We start from the raw sequence: 16,228 nt of genomic DNA on the forward strand, positions 1-16,228 counted from the left end.
AGGGATGTGTAGGAGTTCTTACATTTTACTTCGTTCTTTTTATAGAAAAATACAGACTGACTATCGTTTTATTAGAAGCTATCTCAAAAATACTTTATCTTTGCTTAAAACGCCGATTCGAATCATTCTAAGATATTTTTGAGACAGGCTCTAGAAAAGTTTTTATTAACTACACGATCAAATTGTTTTTCTACTGATACTTGCCAATTTTGAAGTAAAGGCCCTCGGTTTGTCTCAAAACCCAAAATGTAGGAATTACTACAATGAGTTTTGAGAATATTATTGTTTTTGGAGATCCGCGAGATAAAAATTTGAATTTAGGACAAACTATAAATTCTCAAAATGAAAGTTCGCTTTTTAACAATATTTGGAATTCGAAATAAATTTAGGAAATTTCTTCTTTTTCCAGAGCTTTTTTGAGTCCTTCTAAAATGAGATCCTTTTCAGCCTGATAGTCTCCCGGAAGAGTTAGATTTCGAATCCATTCCATCAAAGTCGGTGGATCGATTACCCTACCTTCCATCCATTCTCCCGTCATTTCTGCTACGATTCTAAATACGGCAGAAGTATCTAATATTCCATTATCTTGAAGTACTACCGCAAAACCGGGCGCACCTTCTGTCAGAACATACGGATGAATTTCTTTTTGTTTGAAAGGATCGATTCCGGCCGGAAGCGCGCTTTGTACATTCCAGTGCATTTCCTCTTCGTCAGGTCCGTGGGCCGTTTTGTTAATCAGAACTAGGAACACGGAATTTAAGTCTCCGTGAATTTTGCGATTTTCTTCTCCTAATTCTCGAATCGATCTTGCGGCGTCTCTCGTGATCGCGTCTCTTCCTAAAAAGTTTAAGTGATACAAATAATCTTCTAGTTCCTTTCCTTGCATTTTCCCGCAGAGAATGTACTGATAAAGGATAAAAATGAGATAATCGCTTTCTGTGTTGTCTCCGATCAAAATTTCTTTGGCATTTGTGGGAAGATACAATCTATCCCTGAGTAAGATCGTAAGTTTGTAACTCATCTGATCGAAAAGACTCTGAAAAGAGGCTCCGGCAAATTTTCGAATTCTTTCCATGGAACCCAAGATGCCATCTGTGATAAATTTGGCGGGATGAGTCACGGAATCCCAGAATTTTTCGAGGATTCCTTTAATCGTTCCTTCCAGATATTTAAGATGTAAAGATTCTGTAACTATGGAATGATTTCGGATTGTGGTCAGCAAGGTTCTTCTAAAAAAATGGGGGCTCGCGGAGATAAAACAAAGAGGGGAATCGTTCGTAGCCATCCGAATTTCTCTGTAAAGTGCGGGCATTCCGGGAAGAGGTAATTTTTGTTGTGGTGTTTCGAATAACGTGGAAAGCTTTCCTTTGTTGGAATGAATGTCCGTAGCGAGATAGGTTTGATCTATATCCGAAGTAGTTACATAGCCGCTGAAGTTCTCGGGAAGAATTCTCAATTTTCCTTTTCCAATTAAGGATTGTCCGGAAATTTCACTTTTACCCTTTTGATTGAGGTAGGCGATATCCTTTGTGAACTGTCTATAAGAGTCCAATTTTCTAAGATGAATCTGAAACGTATACTTTCCGGGATTCAACGGTTTGGTGAATTCGTGAAAGAAAAATCCTCCATCATCACCTTTAATTTCGGGAGATTGGTGCAATAGATTTCCGGATTCGTCCCAGATTTCGGCGACTAGAACCGGTTTTCGAACCGGCTCAAGCCCATAGTCCAAAAACGGAGTAATTTCGTATTCCTGGCCTTCAAAAAGACCGTTAAGCAAATCCCAACGAGAATCATCTCTCATTTTCTCGGTGATTCCTACGTCTACAATCTGACCCCGAACGTAATATCGATTTTCGCGTCCAAGTGTGCCACCGCAGATCGCGATTCTTTTTTTATCCACTAACCTAGCCGTTTCCGTTTTGGATTCTAATCGTTCGCTCAAGGTTTTAAAACCTGCCTCTTTTTGATAAAATGAATGGATTGAAAATTGTACCGAAATGCTCAGAGAGTGAAAGCATAAAAAATGAAATTCTTTGTTTTCTGTACTCCTAAATAAAAAAACACTGGTACTGAAGAAGAACCTTTGATCGTATGAAAAAAAAATCCGTCAAATCTGGGTATTCAGGAGCAAAAACGATCTATATCCGAAAGCTCAGATTTGAAGAGGCGCAAAAAAAACTCGAAAAAGAAATTCAAGAAGCTTTTTTGGCCGGAGAAACTTTTATCGAAGTCGTTCACGGAATCGGAGAAGGAATTCTCAAAAAATTGACCCTGGAAACGATTCGGACTCACGATTTTTTAAAGGAAGTCGACTATTCCCAGTTTGGAATTTCCAATCCCGGTTCTACGTTGGTCGAAGTATTAGGTCCTGATAAGGACACTCTCAAAAGGTATCTCAGATGACAAAAACAGAGGCTCGATTGGAAATTTTAGACGTAACTCTGAGAGATGGAGAACAAACCAGAGGTGTTAGTTTTTCGACTTCCGAAAAATTGAATATTGCCAAATTCTTATTGCAAAAACTCAATGTGGATCGGGTGGAAATTGCCTCTGCAAGAGTTTCCAGAGGAGAATTTGAAACGGTCCAAAAAATCATAGAATGGGCTGAAACAGAACAACTCACGGAAAGAATCGAAATTCTAGGATTTGTGGACGGAAACAAAACCGTAGATTGGATCAAAGATAGCGGTGCAAAGGTTTTGAATCTTCTTACAAAAGGTTCTCTGCACCATCTCGAAAAACAGTTAAACAAAACTCCAAAAGAATTTTTTGCCGACGTTTCCATTGTCATAGAATATGCAATCAAAAATGGCCTTAAGATAAATGTATACCTCGAAGATTGGTCCAACGGATTTAGAAACAGTCCCGACTATGTCGAAGCGCTTGTGGAACATCTAAGTAAAGAACGGATCGAAAGAATTTTTCTTCCCGATACGTTAGGTGTACTTTCACCTGAAGAAACGTTTCAAGGGGTGGACAGTCTGGTTCAAAAGCATCCAAATCTTCATTTCGAATTCCACGGACACAACGATTACGACCTTTCCGTGGCAAACAGCCTTCAGGCGATCCGGGCGGGAGTCAAGGGGCTCCACGCATCCATGAACGGACTCGGAGAAAGAGCAGGCAATACTCCACTTGAGGCGCTTGTCACTGCAATCCATGATAAGTCTCAGGCTAAGACGAACGTGAATGAATTGGCCATTACGGAAGCAAGTCGTCTTGTGGAAGTATTCAGCGGAAAAAGAATCTCCGCAAACAGACCAATCGTCGGAGAAGACGTATTCACTCAAACCGCGGGAGTACACGCAGACGGAGATAGAAAAGGAAACCTGTACGCAAATCCGATTCTTCCTGAGCGATTCGGTAGAAAAAGAAGTTACGCGTTAGGCAAGCTTGCTGGCAAAGCGAGCATCTCCGAAAACGTAAAACAACTTGGAATGGTGTTAAGCGACGTTGTTCTTCAGAAGGTTCTCGAAAGGGTGATTGAACTCGGAGATCAGAACAAACTTGTTACTCCGGAGGATCTTCCGTTTATTATTGCCGACGTTTCCGGAAGGACCGGTGAAAAAGTTCTTACGATCAAATCTTGTAATATTCATTCCGGGATCGGGGTTCGGCCTCACGCTCAGATCGAATTGGAATATCAAGGAAAAGTTCATAAGGAAATTTCCGAAGGAGACGGAGGTTACGACGCGTTTATGAACGCGCTTACAAAAATTACGAATCGCCTCGGAATCAGTATTCCTAAGTTGATAGATTACGAAGTTCGAATTCCCCCTGGAGGAAAAACAGATGCTCTCGTAGAAACTATGATCACTTGGAACAAATCTTTGGATTTAGAAGAAGATCAAACTTTCAAAACAATGGGGGTTCATCCCGATCAAACGATTGCGGCCGTTCACGCGACTGAAAAAATGCTCAATCAGATCCTGCAACCATGGCAAACTTAAAACTTTTACTGGTGGGCATTGGAAACCCTGGCCAAAAATATGCCTATAATCGGCATAATATCGGTTTTGTGATTTTAGATTCTTTTTTGGATTCTTCTTCTGGAAGTTACCAGACAAACACCAAGTATTCACTTGCAAGAACCGACGAAGAAGGAGTGACGATTTTTTATCTGAAACCTCTTGAATTTATGAATCTTTCTGGAAAAGCAGTCGCCGAAATTGCAAAGAAAAACGGGATTTCTCCGGAGAACATTTTAGTTATTCACGATGAAATCGATTTTGAATTCGGAAAGTTAAAACTCAAAGAAGGGGGAGGACATGCTGGACATAATGGCCTGCGAAATATCGTGGAAAGACTCGGAACAAATACATTCTTCCGACTTAGATTTGGTGTCGGAAAACCATCCACGGCATCGGAAGTTTCAGATTATGTACTTTCTAATTTTTTCCCAGAAGAAAGGGAAAAAATTCCGGAATTAGTCCAAGTGTCTTTGCAAAAAATCTCCGATTGGGTTCGAGAAAGAAAAAACGAATTTCGAAAACTTTCCGATATTCAGTAAGACATCTATGGAGAATTCAGTTGGGCGATTATCCTTTCCAATTTCCTAAATTTCCTTCCTCGTTTCTCAATGAAACTGCGGAAAAATTCATAAACTACTTAAAAATTGAAAAAAACTATTCGCAGAATACTATCAATGCTTATAGTATCGATTTGAAATTCTTCTTCGAATTTTGTGAAAAAGAACAACTCGATATACTTCAAATTGAGCCGGTAGATATCCGGTCTTACTTCGCTTATCTTGCAAAAGAACAGGATCTCGACCGCAGATCTCAAAGTAGGAAGTTATCTTCTCTTAGAACCTTTTATAAAGTTCTCCTCCGAGACGATCAGATCGAATCCAATCCGGCCACGCAGATCAGTTTCCCGAAAGTCAGGAAAGAAGTTCCTAAAAATTTCAGAATCAATGAAACCGAAGAGATCCTAGAGTTCGAAGCGGAAAAAACTTCCGAGGTTTTGGAGATTAGAGACAGAGCTATGATCGAAGTTTTATATTCTTCCGGTCTTCGGGTATTCGAGCTTGTAAATGCAAAATTAGGTTCCCTTTCCAAGGATCTAACAATTCTTAAAGTTCTCGGAAAGGGGCAAAAGGAAAGATTTGTGTATTTCGGTAAGGAAGCCGTCGATTCTTTGCAGCAATATTTGGAATATAGAAACATTTCTTTTCCGGATGCGAAAGAAATTTTTCTGAATCAAAAAGGAAAGAAACTGACGACTCGAGGCGTGCGTTATATTTTGAATGAGAGAAGAAAAAAAATGGGTTGGGAAAAAAAGATCACGCCCCATAAATTCAGGCATACCTTTGCAACCGATCTCCTTGATGCGGGGGCAGATATCAGAGCGGTACAGGAATTACTCGGACATTCTTCTCTCTCCACAACTCAGATCTATTTGAGTGTAAGTAAGGAAAAAATCAAAGAAGTTTATAGAAAGGCTCATCCTCATGCCAAAAAATAAAATTCGTTCCACAACTATTCTCTGTGTACGTAAAAGCGGAAAAGTCGCCATCGGTGGCGACGGTCAGGTTTCTATGGGAAACACTGTCATGAAAAATACCGCAAAAAAAATCAGAAGGCTCTACGACGGGAAAATTCTTTCCGGTTTTGCAGGTTCGGCTGCGGATGCGTTCACTCTCTTTGAACTTTTTGAAAAGAAGGTTCAAGAATTTGGAGGAAGTCTTTCCAGAAGTGCCGTGGAACTTGCAAGGGAATGGAGAACAGACCGAATGCTTCGAAAACTTGAGGCACTTTTAATCGTCGCGGATAAGGAAGAATCTTTTTTGATTTCGGGAACCGGAGATGTAATTTCACCTGACGAAGGAGTGATTGCGATCGGTTCCGGAGGCAACTATGCCTTAGCCGCGGCTAAGGCTCTTTACGATCATACAAATTTGTCTGCGAGAGAAATCGTAGAGTCATCCATGAAGATCGCAGCGAACATTTGTATTTATACAAATGATCATATTACCATAGAAGAAATTCTTTAAAGATAAAAATATATGACAGATTACTCCAAAGACCAGGAACTTATGTTGCCGATCGAAGAAGAACTGACTCCTCGACAAATCGTCACAAAATTGGACGAACATATCATCGGCCAGAAAAATGCAAAAAAGGCAGTTGCGATCGCCCTTAGAAACAGAACCAGACGCAAAAAACTGGATCTTGAAATGAGAGAAGAAATTTATCCGAAGAATATCATCATGATCGGACCTACCGGAGTCGGTAAAACGGAAATTGCTAGAAGACTCTCTAAACTTTGCGGAGCTCCATTTTTAAAAGTAGAAGCCACAAAATACACCGAAGTCGGCTATGTCGGAAGAGACGTTGAATCCATGATTCGGGATCTCGCAGTTATATCGATGAATCTTGTAAAACAGGAATTTAGGACCAAGGTAGAAGAAACCGCAAAACAAAAGGCGGAAGAGGCTTTACTTGATATTCTTCTTCCCTTTCCAGTTGAGAATAAATATAATTCCGGACAAGCCGCCGACTTTACGACTTCTTCTCCTTATACGGGCGAGGAAGAAAGAAAAACTCGTTTTCTCGAAACCAGAGAATTCATGAAAAAAAAATTAAAAACGGGAAAATTAGACGATCAGGAAGTAGAATTGGATCTTCCGAACCCGACCGTGTCTCAGATTCCCATGCTTCAGGTTTTTGGAGCGGGAAATTTGGACGATTTAGATAATCAACTTCAGAATGTTTTGGGCGATTTGCTTCCCAAAAAAAATAAAAAACGTAAACTCAAAATTCCAGAAGCCCTTAAGGCATTAGAAGAATTCGAAGCGGATAAACTTTTGGATCCGGATAAGGTACAAAGAGAAGCTCTACGAAGAGTAGAAGAAATGGGAATCATATTTTTGGATGAGATCGATAAGATAGCAGGAAGAGAAGGAAAAAACGGAGCAGATGTTTCCAGAGAAGGGGTTCAAAGAGATCTTCTTCCGATCGTGGAAGGAGCGACAGTGAACACAAAAATCGGTCCCGTAAAAACCGATCATATTCTTTTTATAGCTGCAGGTGCGTTTCATATGACGAAACCTTCCGATCTAATTCCAGAGTTGCAGGGAAGATTTCCGATTCGTGTCGAACTCGAAAAACTTTCTAGGGAAGATTTTGAAAAGATTCTGACGGCTCCTCGCTCTTCTCTCACGAGACAGTACGAGGCTTTGCTTTTTACAGACGGAATCCAATTAGAGTTTTCTTCGGACGGAATTCAGGAAATTGCAAGAATCGCATATGACATGAACGAGAAGCACGAGAATATCGGAGCCAGAAGACTCAACACGATTTTAGAACGTCTTCTTGAGGAAGTAAGTTTTGAAGGCCCCGATCTTCCGGAAAATCAGAAGAAAGTAAAAATCGACGGAAAATATGTTATGGATCGTTTGCAAGGTGTAATTCAAAATAAGGATCTCAGTCAGTATATCCTCTAAAAAGAATATCTAACAGTTTTGAACTTTAGAGATTCAAGTTTATCCAATTCGCTTTTTTAAAGATTTTCAAAAATTCAATTGGATTTTGTTTGGAACGATTCGATTTCTAAAAGATTCAAATTTCTCTATTCTTAAAATTCGACTTAAAAAGTTGATTGAGCGGAAACAATACAAACGTATTTCGAAAAGCCGCTTTGTTTTTTCTATTTTTTTAAATTGGGAATTTGAATTTTTATCAAACCTTTTTTATATTTTGATTTCTTTGCCGTTCAAGGATAAAAAGTTTTCCAATTTGATTTGACTCGTCTTCAAGAAATAGAATTCTGTGACGCTATGTTTTTTACAATCGAATTCGACCCGTCCTGTTCCATTACAATAAAATCAAATATCATTCAGAATCCGTTCTCAAAATCGATTTTAAGCTTTTTGAGGTCTAAGGACGTTTTCCGATGGATTCGAAAAATTTCCATTTATGTTCTTATTTCAAGTGCTTTGGTTTTAACGAACGGTTGCGAACGAATTCAAAATATTCTCGTGGAAATCTTAGGAGCGTCTGACAAGTATAAGGCGGAGGGGAATACGAATCTTCTTCAGCCCATTTATTCTGGAAAAGACGAGACCAAGGAAAAAATTTCTATTTCTCTCAAAGAAGTATCTGCCGGTTTCAGGCAGCCTACGGATATACAGTTTCCGCCGGGAGAAACGGAATTTTTTTTGGTTACCGAACAAAAGGGGAAACTTCGTTGGGGTAAAGTTCGTAAAAATGAAACAGGAACATTATTGACTTTGAATGTTCTTTCGGTATCGGAACAAGGTTTGCTTGGTCTTGCGTTTCACCCCGATTTTGCAAAAAATGGAAAATTCTATCTCAATTACGTTTTGAAAGTGAACGGAAAAGATACGAGTCGCGTTAGCGAATGGGTCGCGTCTTCTCCAAAAGATTTAGCCAATTCTAAAATTACTTCCGAACGAATTATCATGGAAGTGATTCAGCCTTACCCGAATCACAACGCGGGGCAACTTGAGTTTGGTCCGGATCAGTATCTTTACGTAGGTTGGGGGGACGGAGGTTGGATGGGCGATCCAAAGAAAAATGGACAGAATCCTAAAACGTTTTTAGGAAGTATGCTTCGTATAGATGTAAACTCAACGGAAAATGGAAAGGGTTATAAGGTTCCTCAGGATAATCCTTTTATAAAAGATTCCTGCTGTGCTCCGGAGACATTCGCATACGGTTTTCGAAACCCTTGGAGATACAGCTTTGATCCCAAAGGAAGATTGATCCTTGCGGATGTGGGACAAGATCTTTGGGAAGAGATCAATATAGTAGAACGTGGGAAAAATTACGGGTGGAACATTAGAGAAGCGAGTCATTGCTTCGATCCGAAGCAAAATTGTAGAGAAGAGGGGCTAACCGATCCGATTTACGAGTATGGTCGCGAAGAAGGACAATCAATCACAGGCGGTTATGTATATTCGAATTCGGAGATTTCGGATTTGAACGGAAAATACGTTTTTGCAGACTTTGTTTCAGGTAGAATTTGGGCATTGGAACTTCCAGAGCAATTGGGTCAACCTGCAAAAAAAGTTTATGCGCTTGGAAAATGGCCGCTACTTATTTCTTCCTTTGGAAGAGATTCAGCCGGAAAAGTATATCTAAGTGATTTTGGGAGTGGAAAAATTTACCGAATTGATCCAAAGTAAAAATACCGATTTTTGTTAAGCGAAATATACTATATGTAGAAGTAGTTGGACAGGCTTTAAGGATTTACAATCGGTAATTATATACTTAGAAAAAATCACCCGAATGTTATAGAATCGAATTTAAAGTCTGTCCCAAAATCTTAAAAGAAATCATCTACAATCGTTTGGTAAGTTTGTAACAAAACGCAGCTCCCACAGGTTACATCCCACTGAAGTAAATTGCAGGTTTTCGAATACTCTTTTTCGTTATTAAATTTCTGTAGGAGTTCCCACATCTTAAAGTTTTGAGACAAACTCTGGATTGAAAATTGCCCTTACAAAAAGATTCGATTAAAAATCCATTTTCAGACCGGTGATTGGATATTTCATATAAACGGTCGTTGTCCTTGCGCCAGAAGTGATTGTGAGTAAATCGAGTGGATTGAGGCCGATAGAATAAAAACCTTCATCAATCATTGCAATTCCGAAGCCTGCACTTTCTTTCTCGTTTAAAAATTCGGGACGAAAGAAATCCGCAGAATTTCCGCTATCAAAGAGTTCTTTGTGTTTGAGTCTGGACTCTTGAATTCTTTGAAAGTCCAAATGATGAATGGGAGAATCGTTACGAATTCGAAAACTCAATTCTTCGGAAGTAACACGAATCTTTAACGAGATGTTCATATTGTATTTTTTGATTTTTTCCCGGACATCGGTTAAAAAAGCTTTCTCGCTTTCCGTCAAAGTCTTCTTTTTGGTACGAATTTTGTCTTCCAAAAGAAGGACGTTCTGCACCTGCTTCTTTACTTTCTCAGGAACGATGTAACGATGCATAGCGTCTCGAAGCAGGGATGTCTCCATAATGATTTTCAGAAGTTCTTCCGCGTCTTGGGGATTGGATTCTCCCTGTTCTAATTTTTTAAGAAGTTCGTCTCGGAAAATTATATGACGAATATTAGCTTTGATCGCATTGAGTAATGCTTCCATAAGTCCACTGAAAAGATGAAAACCGGCTAAAGGGTTTGCTCCAATTTCGGCTAAGATTCCGTTCACGAGTTCAGATAAGATGTCACGAGTGGGTTTTGTTAACCCTTTGAGTTCAAGGTGAAAGAATTTTTTCTTTTTAAGAGTTTCGATATTTTTCAGAATCTCGCTGCCTTTGAGCGCTGTTTTCTGGTTTGCCATATATTCCCACCGAGTTTTTTAGGTATCATTGATGCATTAAGCCTTTTACGCAAGTTTGTTTTAAATCATGGAATTAAAATCTAACATTTTTGAATTGGTCACACCCGACCTTGGAGATACAGATAAGATCGAACTCGTCCATTGGAATGTGAAGTTAGGAGATTTAGTGGAGCCAGGTCAGGAAATTTTAGAGCTCGTTACCGATAAGGCATGTTTTCCTATGGAGTCTCCCGTGAAAGGCAGGCTAACACAAATCATAAAAGAGAAAGGATCGATTGTCCACAAAGCCGAAGTGTTGGGAATCTTAGAACTTTTCGAATCCGAATGAAAATCCTTCATCTTTCAGATTTACACTTTCCGACTTCAGTTCCATTCTTTCAACTCAAGGGAAAGATGTTTGTGGGATACTTAAATTATAATCTTAGAAGAAGGAAAAAATATCCTAAAAATATTTGGGACTCGATTTTAAACTTCATTCTTGAAACGAAACCTGATGCGATCGTTATATCAGGAGACATTACCAACGTATCTCACGAAGAGGAATTCAAAGTAGCCTTAAAAACGTTAAGCGAACTTCCTCAAGAGAAGGTTTTTTATATTCCGGGAAATCACGATCGTTACGTGAGACAGTCCATGGGAGAAAACGCTTTGTACGAAAAGTATTTCTCCAAACTTTCCGGAGAATCAATTTCCCATAATGCGCACTATATCCGAATCAAAAAGATCAAAGACCTTCACTTTGTAGGTTGGGATTCTAGTATTCCTCTTTCGATTCTAAACGCTTATGGAAAAATCCGGCCGGAAGTAGTCATACAAACGAAGAAAACTCTTTCCGAAAGAAAAATTCGAAATTACGTTCTCGTATGTCATCATCCGATTTGGAATCCGGCAAATAGACAAGAAACCGTACATCATAAATTGCTAAATAGGGAAGAGATCGCCTCCTTATTAAAGGAACAACCTCCGCTTGTTTATCTACACGGTCACGTCCACACGAACTGGGTAAAATTTCCAGGGAATGAATTACCTTATTATGTGGTGAATTCCGCTTCCAGTACACGTCTTCCCGATACAACACATGAGAGCGGATTTCATCTGCTGGAAATTCAAAAGCATAATGTAGAAATTCAAAGATATACTTACAATTTAGAAAAGTCTAAGTTTACGGAAGCCCCCTTGGTTTCCTACTCAGAAAAGGAATAAAATGGCAACGATTGAAACGGCTAAAATTCAAAGAGAATTGACTAAAATCAAACATCCAGAACTCAAAAAGGATATCGTCTCTCTCGGTATGATCAGCTCTCTCGATATCCAAGAGGGAGAAACTAATATTCTCCTCAAAACCCCAAACCAAGATAGAAGGGTTCAGATCGGTCTGGAAGCACAGATCCGCCAGATTCTTACCAAACTGGAAGGAATCGGAAAAGTGAAGATTAAGTTCGAAGTGGATCCTAAACTTGTTCTTGATGATTCCAATAAGATTCCGGGTGTTACGAATGTGATCGCAATTGGTTCTGGAAAAGGCGGAGTCGGTAAATCAACTGTTACGGTGAACCTTGCTGCAGTTGCGGTCTCGCTTGGATACAAAGTTGGAATTTTAGATGCGGATATTTACGGACCTTCCATCGGAAAAATGTTTGGAGTCAACGGAAGAGTCGCGTTGAAAGCCGAAGAAGATAAAATTTATCCTCTGATAAAAGACGGAATCAAACTCATTTCGTTTTCCTTTTTGATTGATGAAAAACAACCAGTCGTTTGGAGAGGACCGATGCTTGGAAAAGCTGTGGAACAATTTCTCTATGACATTGTATGGGATGAACTTGATTATCTTTTTATTGATCTTCCGCCAGGGACGGGAGACGTTCAACTTTCACTCGCTCAGCTGATTGATTTAGATGGTGCCGTAATTGTAACCACACCTCAAACGGTTGCACTTTTGGATGCAACTCGAGCTTCTGCAATGTTCTCTCAAGTGAAAGTTCCGATACTTGGGGTTGTTGAAAATATGAGTGAGTTCATCTGTCCCGAGTGTGGACATGCTTCTGCCATATTTAGTAAAGGTGGAGGGCAGAAATTAGCCGAATCATCCAAAGCAAGTTTTCTTGGTGGCATTCCTCTTACAATGGACATTATGAATGCCGGAGAAGACGGCAACCCTATTGTACTTAAGGATAAAGAAGGTCCTGTATATCAAGCTTACAAAACTATATTTGATAACTTAAATGAGGAAATAAAAAAGTGGGAATAATAAGAGCTTTGGAGTCTGTTGTACATAGATATGGGAGGTGAACCTTGAAGTTCGAAAAAGGATCCGAAAAAAAACCTACGGGTAATTTAATCGTATATTGCAACGTATTTGGCGAAAACCCTCTCAGTCCCGGCGGAAAGATAATAGCGTCTAACGTAGTAGTGAGCTTTCTAAAAATCGGAGAAAATTTTCCCGTCGTGACATTCCCGCCCGTGTCGTTGGAAAGTTATGAAGAATTAAAGAAAGTCATCTCAGAAAATATAGAGAAATATGATGTGATTAAGATCCGAGACTTTGAGATGCCTACTTCCAAAGAAGCTTCCAATGATTATATTCAGGAAAGGATGGATCAGTTCAACAGTGTCGTGATTAAATATGTTGAGATTTGTAAAAATCGTGAAGTAGGTGGAGGGTTGGTCGATTTTCCGGAAGAAGAAAGTGGTGTCAGGGAATATCTGGACGCACTTGCAAATCTTTCTCTGAAAATCAGGAGATCTACGGGAATTGCAAGAGAGGCATCCTTGATCAAAATGGATCAACTCGTGGAAAATTTCTCTACCAAACATCCAGAATTCGACTTGGACAACTTCAAAAAAGCTCTTTCTTTACCCGGGCAAACCGGGGAGGAATTAATCGGACTTTACCTTCAGAAGTTCAACGCGATCTCAAAAGAGAATTACGAAGATGCATCTACTCTCAAGAAAAAGATCCACGACATAGAATACTTCGCTTAATAAAAATTGTTTCCCAACTCAAGGTTGTTATTACGAGGAGTCCATCGGGGATATAGGTCCAGCTCCATGCCTAAAAGCCTAAAAATTCTTTCGCTGATGAAATCGCCCAAATCCTCCAATGTTTTAGGTATCTGATAAAATCCGGGAGAAGCAGGAAGAATGATTCCGCCTGCGTCATGAAGTTCTAGCATATTTTTCAAGTGAATCCGATTGTAAGGCGTTTCCCTGGGAACGAGTAAAAGAGTTCTTCTTTCTTTCAAAGTAACGTCGGCCGCTCTTTCGATAAGATTCTCTGTCATACCTGCGTTAATAGAAGCGATCGTCTTCATGGAACAAGGAAGAATCACCATCCCTTTCCAAGAATTGGAGCCCGAACCAATATCCGCTCCTATATCAGCAAAATTGCGGATTTCAAAGACATGAGAAGTATTCTGAATCTTATATTTCGAAATTATAAAATCTAAGAGTTCCTTCGGCGAGGAAACCTTACATTCCATTTCTTCTCGGAATACTCTAAGAGAAGCCGGACTGCAGATGAAGAACGTAGTTCCTTCGATCGTAAAAAGCGCTTTGATAAATCTTTCGGCATAGATGGAACCGCTTGCCCCGGCCATTCCTAAAACAATTCTCATTTTAAATACGTTTTGCCGTCAAGAATCGCAAGATAAAAAATCCGGTCCAACAATAATCCCGTGAAAAGAACTAAGGATATGTAAGAATGAAACTGATAGAATTTTGTAGGAAGAAGATTTTCTCCCGAAGCTCTCGCGATTTTATGTTCTTGAAACAGGAGATATCCCGTAGCCGTCAAAAAAATTAAAAAGATCGGTCCGAGATTCGAAACGATTCCCGCCGCAAATAAAAAACAGATGCAAAAAACGTGGCTTACGATTGCGATTGAAAGAGAATTTTTTCTTCCGAACCTTGCGGGAATCGAATAAAGACCTTCCTTTCGATCGAAATCCTGATCTTGAAGAGCGTAAAGAATATCAAACCCTGCAAGGTTGAAAGCAAGCCCAATTGTCCACAGAATCGGTTCTAAGACGATTTCTTCTCGTATCGCGACCCAAGTTGCAAGAGGCGCCAGACCAATCGAAAAGCCTAAAATGAAATGGCAAAGCCAAGTAAATCTTTTTGAGAAAGAATATCCCAAAAGAATTATAAGAGTCGGAAAAGAAAGTCGCCAGGTCATAGGATTGATAAACCAGCTCGCAATAAAAAATCCTAAAGAAGATAAAACGACGAACAATATCGCAGAACGTTTTGAAATTTTTCCTGTCGGAATTTCTCGTTTTTTGGTGCGCTCATTTTGTGCGTCGATGTTCGTATCCACGATTCGATTAAAACCCATCGCCGCAGATCTTGCAAAGACCATCGAAAGCAAAATAAGAATCGAAAGGATCGTCCAATCCCAAATGGATTTTCCGTGCGTCTTTAAGAATGCAAGAATAAACGCGATTCCTGCAAAAGGAAGAGCGAATAGAGTATGAGAAAACTTGATGAGACTTCCATATTGCTTCAGGGAGGTTAGAGATGTATTCATGAGGGATAGAATTTAGGTTCTTTTCCTACATAAAATCCAAGAGAAAGTTTAAAAAGCGATGATTTTTTCTGCCATCTTAAAAAGGATACGTTTATGATCGTAGCCTCGACAAAAAGTTCCGTATCCACAGAACCGATTCGCTCTTTTCTCCAAAAAATCATCCAAGAACCAAAGCAGCATTCTAGATGGTTGAATACGATCTCCTTTTTGGAACATATCGGCTCCAGGAAAATTCTTGCTACACAGAGCGGGATAGGAACGGGAGAGATGGTACTTAGACACGCGTCAGAGGAGGCAAGACACGCACATTTTTTCAAACGGATGAGCGAACGAATTTCTCCCGGTTCTTGCCCGGATTATCAAACCGGAAATTTGCACTGCGGTTTTTCGGCATTTTTATATTTTCAGAGACTGGACGGAATGGTTTTGAAAAATCTGAACATTTCTGGAATTCAAGGCGAAAAGCAGTCTTTCCTTTCCTACCTTTACGTAACACATCTCATCGAGGAAAGAGCGGATTTTCTCTACAAAGAATACGATCAGATTTTGAAAGAGAATCAAATTCCTGTAAGTTTAAAAGCGGTTCTTAAAGAGGAAGAATTTCATCTCGCGGAAATGCAAGCAGCATTGATAATAGAAGATCCTGAATACAGAATACGTTACGCTCTCTTTCAAGAAAAGGAGGAAAAAAATTATCTGAAATTCGAAAAAACTCTATTAAAGTCAGTAGGACTCAATTGATTTAAAATGTTTCGAACGATTTTCAGAAATATTCTTGTCGTCGTTCTGACGTTTAGTGTGTTCTATTTTTCGAATGTGTTTTCGGAAGCAGGTGGACTCAAAGATCGTCCTATCAGCATTGTACTCGTTTGTAAACCTTCCACCAAAGAAGATAAACCTCGATATTATAGATCCACTTCTTTATTTTTTAAAAGGCTTAAAAATAAACGGGTCCAGGAAAATGGGACCGCGTATTTAGTCGGTTACGGTTCATTTTCCTCTAAACCCCCTGTAGAGCAGTTAAAACTTGCTGGAGAAAATAGATACGATCTATATATCTTTCCGAAAGACGTAATAGAAAATCTACCTACATCCAGAGACGAAGTTGTGCCTTGGATTAGTTTTCCGGTAGAAAAAAAGGAAATTGTAAAAACTGAAAAAAATACGAATCAAAAATCCAAAATCGGAAAACCTGTAAAAAACAAGAAAAAACAAACGAACTCCGTCAAAAAAGATTTTAAGAAAAAAACAGAATTAAATTCTAAGATTCATAATTCTGAGAAAAAAGTAGAATCCTCGATTTCAAAATCGACATCTGAAATCGTTTCTACTCAAACGAAAACGATCGCTACGCCAACACAATCTGCAAAAAATAGCAAAATCGAAAA

The 16,228-nt window shown here is 39.4% G+C and carries 17 protein-coding genes (1 of these 17 running past the window's edge); 13 read left to right on the forward strand and 4 right to left on the reverse strand.

What is annotated here, in order from left to right; genetic code table 11:
- Nucleotides 1–385: 385 nt before the first annotated feature.
- The gene (locus LEP1GSC190_RS08380) at nt 386–1,945 is read right to left on the reverse strand and encodes a phosphatase domain-containing protein (protein WP_004280511.1); all 1,560 of its coding nucleotides are present in this window, start codon (nt 1,943–1,945) and stop codon (nt 386–388) included.
- Between the two features lie 149 nt (nt 1,946–2,094).
- Here LEP1GSC190_RS08380 and LEP1GSC190_RS08385 point away from each other — a divergent pair, with 149 nt between their 5' ends.
- The 7 genes from LEP1GSC190_RS08385 to LEP1GSC190_RS08420 all read left to right on the forward strand — a co-directional run bounded on the left by LEP1GSC190_RS08385 (nt 2,095) and on the right by LEP1GSC190_RS08420 (nt 9,154).
- Nucleotides 2,095–2,406: a Smr/MutS family protein gene (locus LEP1GSC190_RS08385; RefSeq protein WP_002761781.1), complete on the forward strand. Its 312-nt coding sequence runs from the start codon at nt 2,095–2,097 to the stop codon at nt 2,404–2,406.
- A complete protein-coding gene (gene cimA, locus LEP1GSC190_RS08390; protein WP_004279934.1) occupies nt 2,403–3,953 on the forward strand; it encodes a (R)-citramalate synthase CimA in 1,551 nt (516 codons plus the stop codon). The genes LEP1GSC190_RS08385 and cimA overlap by 4 nt, the downstream gene beginning before the upstream one ends.
- Nucleotides 3,941–4,513 (forward strand): aminoacyl-tRNA hydrolase, encoded by a 573-nt coding sequence (gene pth, locus LEP1GSC190_RS08395; RefSeq protein ID WP_036047946.1) that lies wholly within the window; start codon nt 3,941–3,943, stop codon nt 4,511–4,513. Before cimA ends, pth begins: the two co-directional genes overlap by 13 nt.
- A 20-nt stretch (nt 4,514–4,533) precedes the next feature.
- Nucleotides 4,534–5,469, forward strand: a complete 936-nt coding sequence (gene xerC, locus LEP1GSC190_RS08400) for a tyrosine recombinase XerC (RefSeq protein WP_002761723.1) — start codon at nt 4,534–4,536, stop codon at nt 5,467–5,469.
- Nucleotides 5,456–5,998, forward strand: a complete 543-nt coding sequence (hslV, locus tag LEP1GSC190_RS08405) for an ATP-dependent protease subunit HslV (protein ID WP_002761708.1) — start codon at nt 5,456–5,458, stop codon at nt 5,996–5,998. Before xerC ends, hslV begins: the two co-directional genes overlap by 14 nt.
- Nucleotides 5,999–6,010: 12 nt before the next feature.
- On the forward strand, nt 6,011–7,450 hold the full coding sequence (gene hslU / locus LEP1GSC190_RS08410; RefSeq protein ID WP_036047943.1) for an ATP-dependent protease ATPase subunit HslU: 1,440 nt from the start codon (nt 6,011–6,013) through the stop codon (nt 7,448–7,450).
- A gap of 333 nt (nt 7,451–7,783) precedes the next feature.
- Nucleotides 7,784–9,154 carry a PQQ-dependent sugar dehydrogenase gene (locus LEP1GSC190_RS08420; RefSeq protein WP_002761746.1) on the forward strand — a complete coding sequence of 457 codons (1,371 nt, stop codon included), beginning with the start codon at nt 7,784–7,786 and terminating at the stop codon, nt 9,152–9,154.
- A gap of 330 nt (nt 9,155–9,484) precedes the next feature.
- Here the strand turns inward: LEP1GSC190_RS08420 and LEP1GSC190_RS08425 are convergent, their stop codons facing one another.
- On the reverse strand, nt 9,485–10,315 hold the full coding sequence (locus LEP1GSC190_RS08425; protein ID WP_002761760.1) for a regulator of G-protein signaling domain-containing protein: 831 nt from the start codon (nt 10,313–10,315) through the stop codon (nt 9,485–9,487).
- Between the two features lie 67 nt (nt 10,316–10,382).
- On the opposite strand from LEP1GSC190_RS08425, the gene LEP1GSC190_RS08430 reads away from it, so the two are divergent.
- Genes LEP1GSC190_RS08430 through LEP1GSC190_RS08445 form a run of 4 tightly spaced genes read left to right on the forward strand, consistent with a single transcriptional unit; the run spans nt 10,383 to nt 13,297 of the window.
- Nucleotides 10,383–10,643, forward strand: a complete 261-nt coding sequence (locus LEP1GSC190_RS08430) for a lipoyl domain-containing protein (RefSeq protein WP_004280790.1) — start codon at nt 10,383–10,385, stop codon at nt 10,641–10,643.
- The gene (locus tag LEP1GSC190_RS08435; RefSeq protein ID WP_002761783.1) at nt 10,640–11,518 is read left to right on the forward strand and encodes a metallophosphoesterase family protein; all 879 of its coding nucleotides are present in this window, start codon (nt 10,640–10,642) and stop codon (nt 11,516–11,518) included. Before LEP1GSC190_RS08430 ends, LEP1GSC190_RS08435 begins: the two co-directional genes overlap by 4 nt.
- A 1-nt stretch (nt 11,519) precedes the next feature.
- Nucleotides 11,520–12,563, forward strand: a complete 1,044-nt coding sequence (locus LEP1GSC190_RS08440; RefSeq protein WP_004280724.1) for an Mrp/NBP35 family ATP-binding protein — start codon at nt 11,520–11,522, stop codon at nt 12,561–12,563.
- Nucleotides 12,564–12,607: 44 nt separating this feature from the next.
- The gene (locus LEP1GSC190_RS08445) at nt 12,608–13,297 is read left to right on the forward strand and encodes a hypothetical protein (protein WP_002728430.1); all 690 of its coding nucleotides are present in this window, start codon (nt 12,608–12,610) and stop codon (nt 13,295–13,297) included.
- Here the strand turns inward: LEP1GSC190_RS08445 and LEP1GSC190_RS08450 are convergent.
- Nucleotides 13,294–13,929 (reverse strand): UbiX family flavin prenyltransferase, encoded by a 636-nt coding sequence (locus LEP1GSC190_RS08450; protein ID WP_002761762.1) that lies wholly within the window; start codon nt 13,927–13,929, stop codon nt 13,294–13,296. The genes LEP1GSC190_RS08445 and LEP1GSC190_RS08450 overlap by 4 nt on opposite strands.
- Nucleotides 13,926–14,840, reverse strand: a complete 915-nt coding sequence (locus LEP1GSC190_RS08455) for a 4-hydroxybenzoate octaprenyltransferase (protein ID WP_004280662.1) — start codon at nt 14,838–14,840, stop codon at nt 13,926–13,928. Before LEP1GSC190_RS08455 ends, LEP1GSC190_RS08450 begins: the two co-directional genes overlap by 4 nt.
- 93 nt (nt 14,841–14,933) lie before the next feature.
- Here LEP1GSC190_RS08455 and LEP1GSC190_RS08460 point away from each other — a divergent pair, with 93 nt between their 5' ends.
- Nucleotides 14,934–15,581 (forward strand): hypothetical protein, encoded by a 648-nt coding sequence (locus LEP1GSC190_RS08460; RefSeq protein WP_002761802.1) that lies wholly within the window; start codon nt 14,934–14,936, stop codon nt 15,579–15,581.
- A gap of 6 nt (nt 15,582–15,587) precedes the next feature.
- A protein-coding gene (locus LEP1GSC190_RS08465) for an LIC11612 family fibronectin-binding protein (protein ID WP_002761699.1) crosses the window boundary here: on the forward strand, nt 15,588–16,228 show its 5' portion. It continues 352 nt past the right edge of the window; the window shows 641 of its 993 coding nt (coding positions 1–641); the start codon lies at nt 15,588–15,590; its stop codon lies beyond the right edge, outside the window.

The organism is Leptospira mayottensis 200901116 (assembly GCF_000306675.2).
GTDB classification, from domain to species: Bacteria; Spirochaetota; Leptospiria; order Leptospirales; family Leptospiraceae; genus Leptospira; species Leptospira mayottensis.

Coding starts and splice junctions, on each gene's coding strand:
- LEP1GSC190_RS08385 (WP_002761781.1), top strand. CDS start 2,095: ATGAAAAAAAAATCCGTCAAATCTGGGTATTCAGGAGCAAAAACGATC.
- cimA (WP_004279934.1), top strand. CDS start 2,403: ATGACAAAAACAGAGGCTCGATTGGAAATTTTAGACGTAACTCTGAGA.
- pth (WP_036047946.1), top strand. CDS start 3,941: ATGGCAAACTTAAAACTTTTACTGGTGGGCATTGGAAACCCTGGCCAA.
- hslV (WP_002761708.1), top strand. CDS start 5,456: ATGCCAAAAAATAAAATTCGTTCCACAACTATTCTCTGTGTACGTAAA.
- hslU (WP_036047943.1), top strand. CDS start 6,011: ATGACAGATTACTCCAAAGACCAGGAACTTATGTTGCCGATCGAAGAA.
- LEP1GSC190_RS08420 (WP_002761746.1), top strand. CDS start 7,784: ATGTTTTTTACAATCGAATTCGACCCGTCCTGTTCCATTACAATAAAA.
- LEP1GSC190_RS08425 (WP_002761760.1), bottom strand. CDS start 10,315: ATGGCAAACCAGAAAACAGCGCTCAAAGGCAGCGAGATTCTGAAAAAT.
- LEP1GSC190_RS08430 (WP_004280790.1), top strand. CDS start 10,383: ATGGAATTAAAATCTAACATTTTTGAATTGGTCACACCCGACCTTGGA.
- LEP1GSC190_RS08435 (WP_002761783.1), top strand. CDS start 10,640: ATGAAAATCCTTCATCTTTCAGATTTACACTTTCCGACTTCAGTTCCA.
- LEP1GSC190_RS08440 (WP_004280724.1), top strand. CDS start 11,520: ATGGCAACGATTGAAACGGCTAAAATTCAAAGAGAATTGACTAAAATC.
- LEP1GSC190_RS08450 (WP_002761762.1), bottom strand. CDS start 13,929: ATGAGAATTGTTTTAGGAATGGCCGGGGCAAGCGGTTCCATCTATGCC.
- LEP1GSC190_RS08455 (WP_004280662.1), bottom strand. CDS start 14,840: ATGAATACATCTCTAACCTCCCTGAAGCAATATGGAAGTCTCATCAAG.
- LEP1GSC190_RS08460 (WP_002761802.1), top strand. CDS start 14,934: ATGATCGTAGCCTCGACAAAAAGTTCCGTATCCACAGAACCGATTCGC.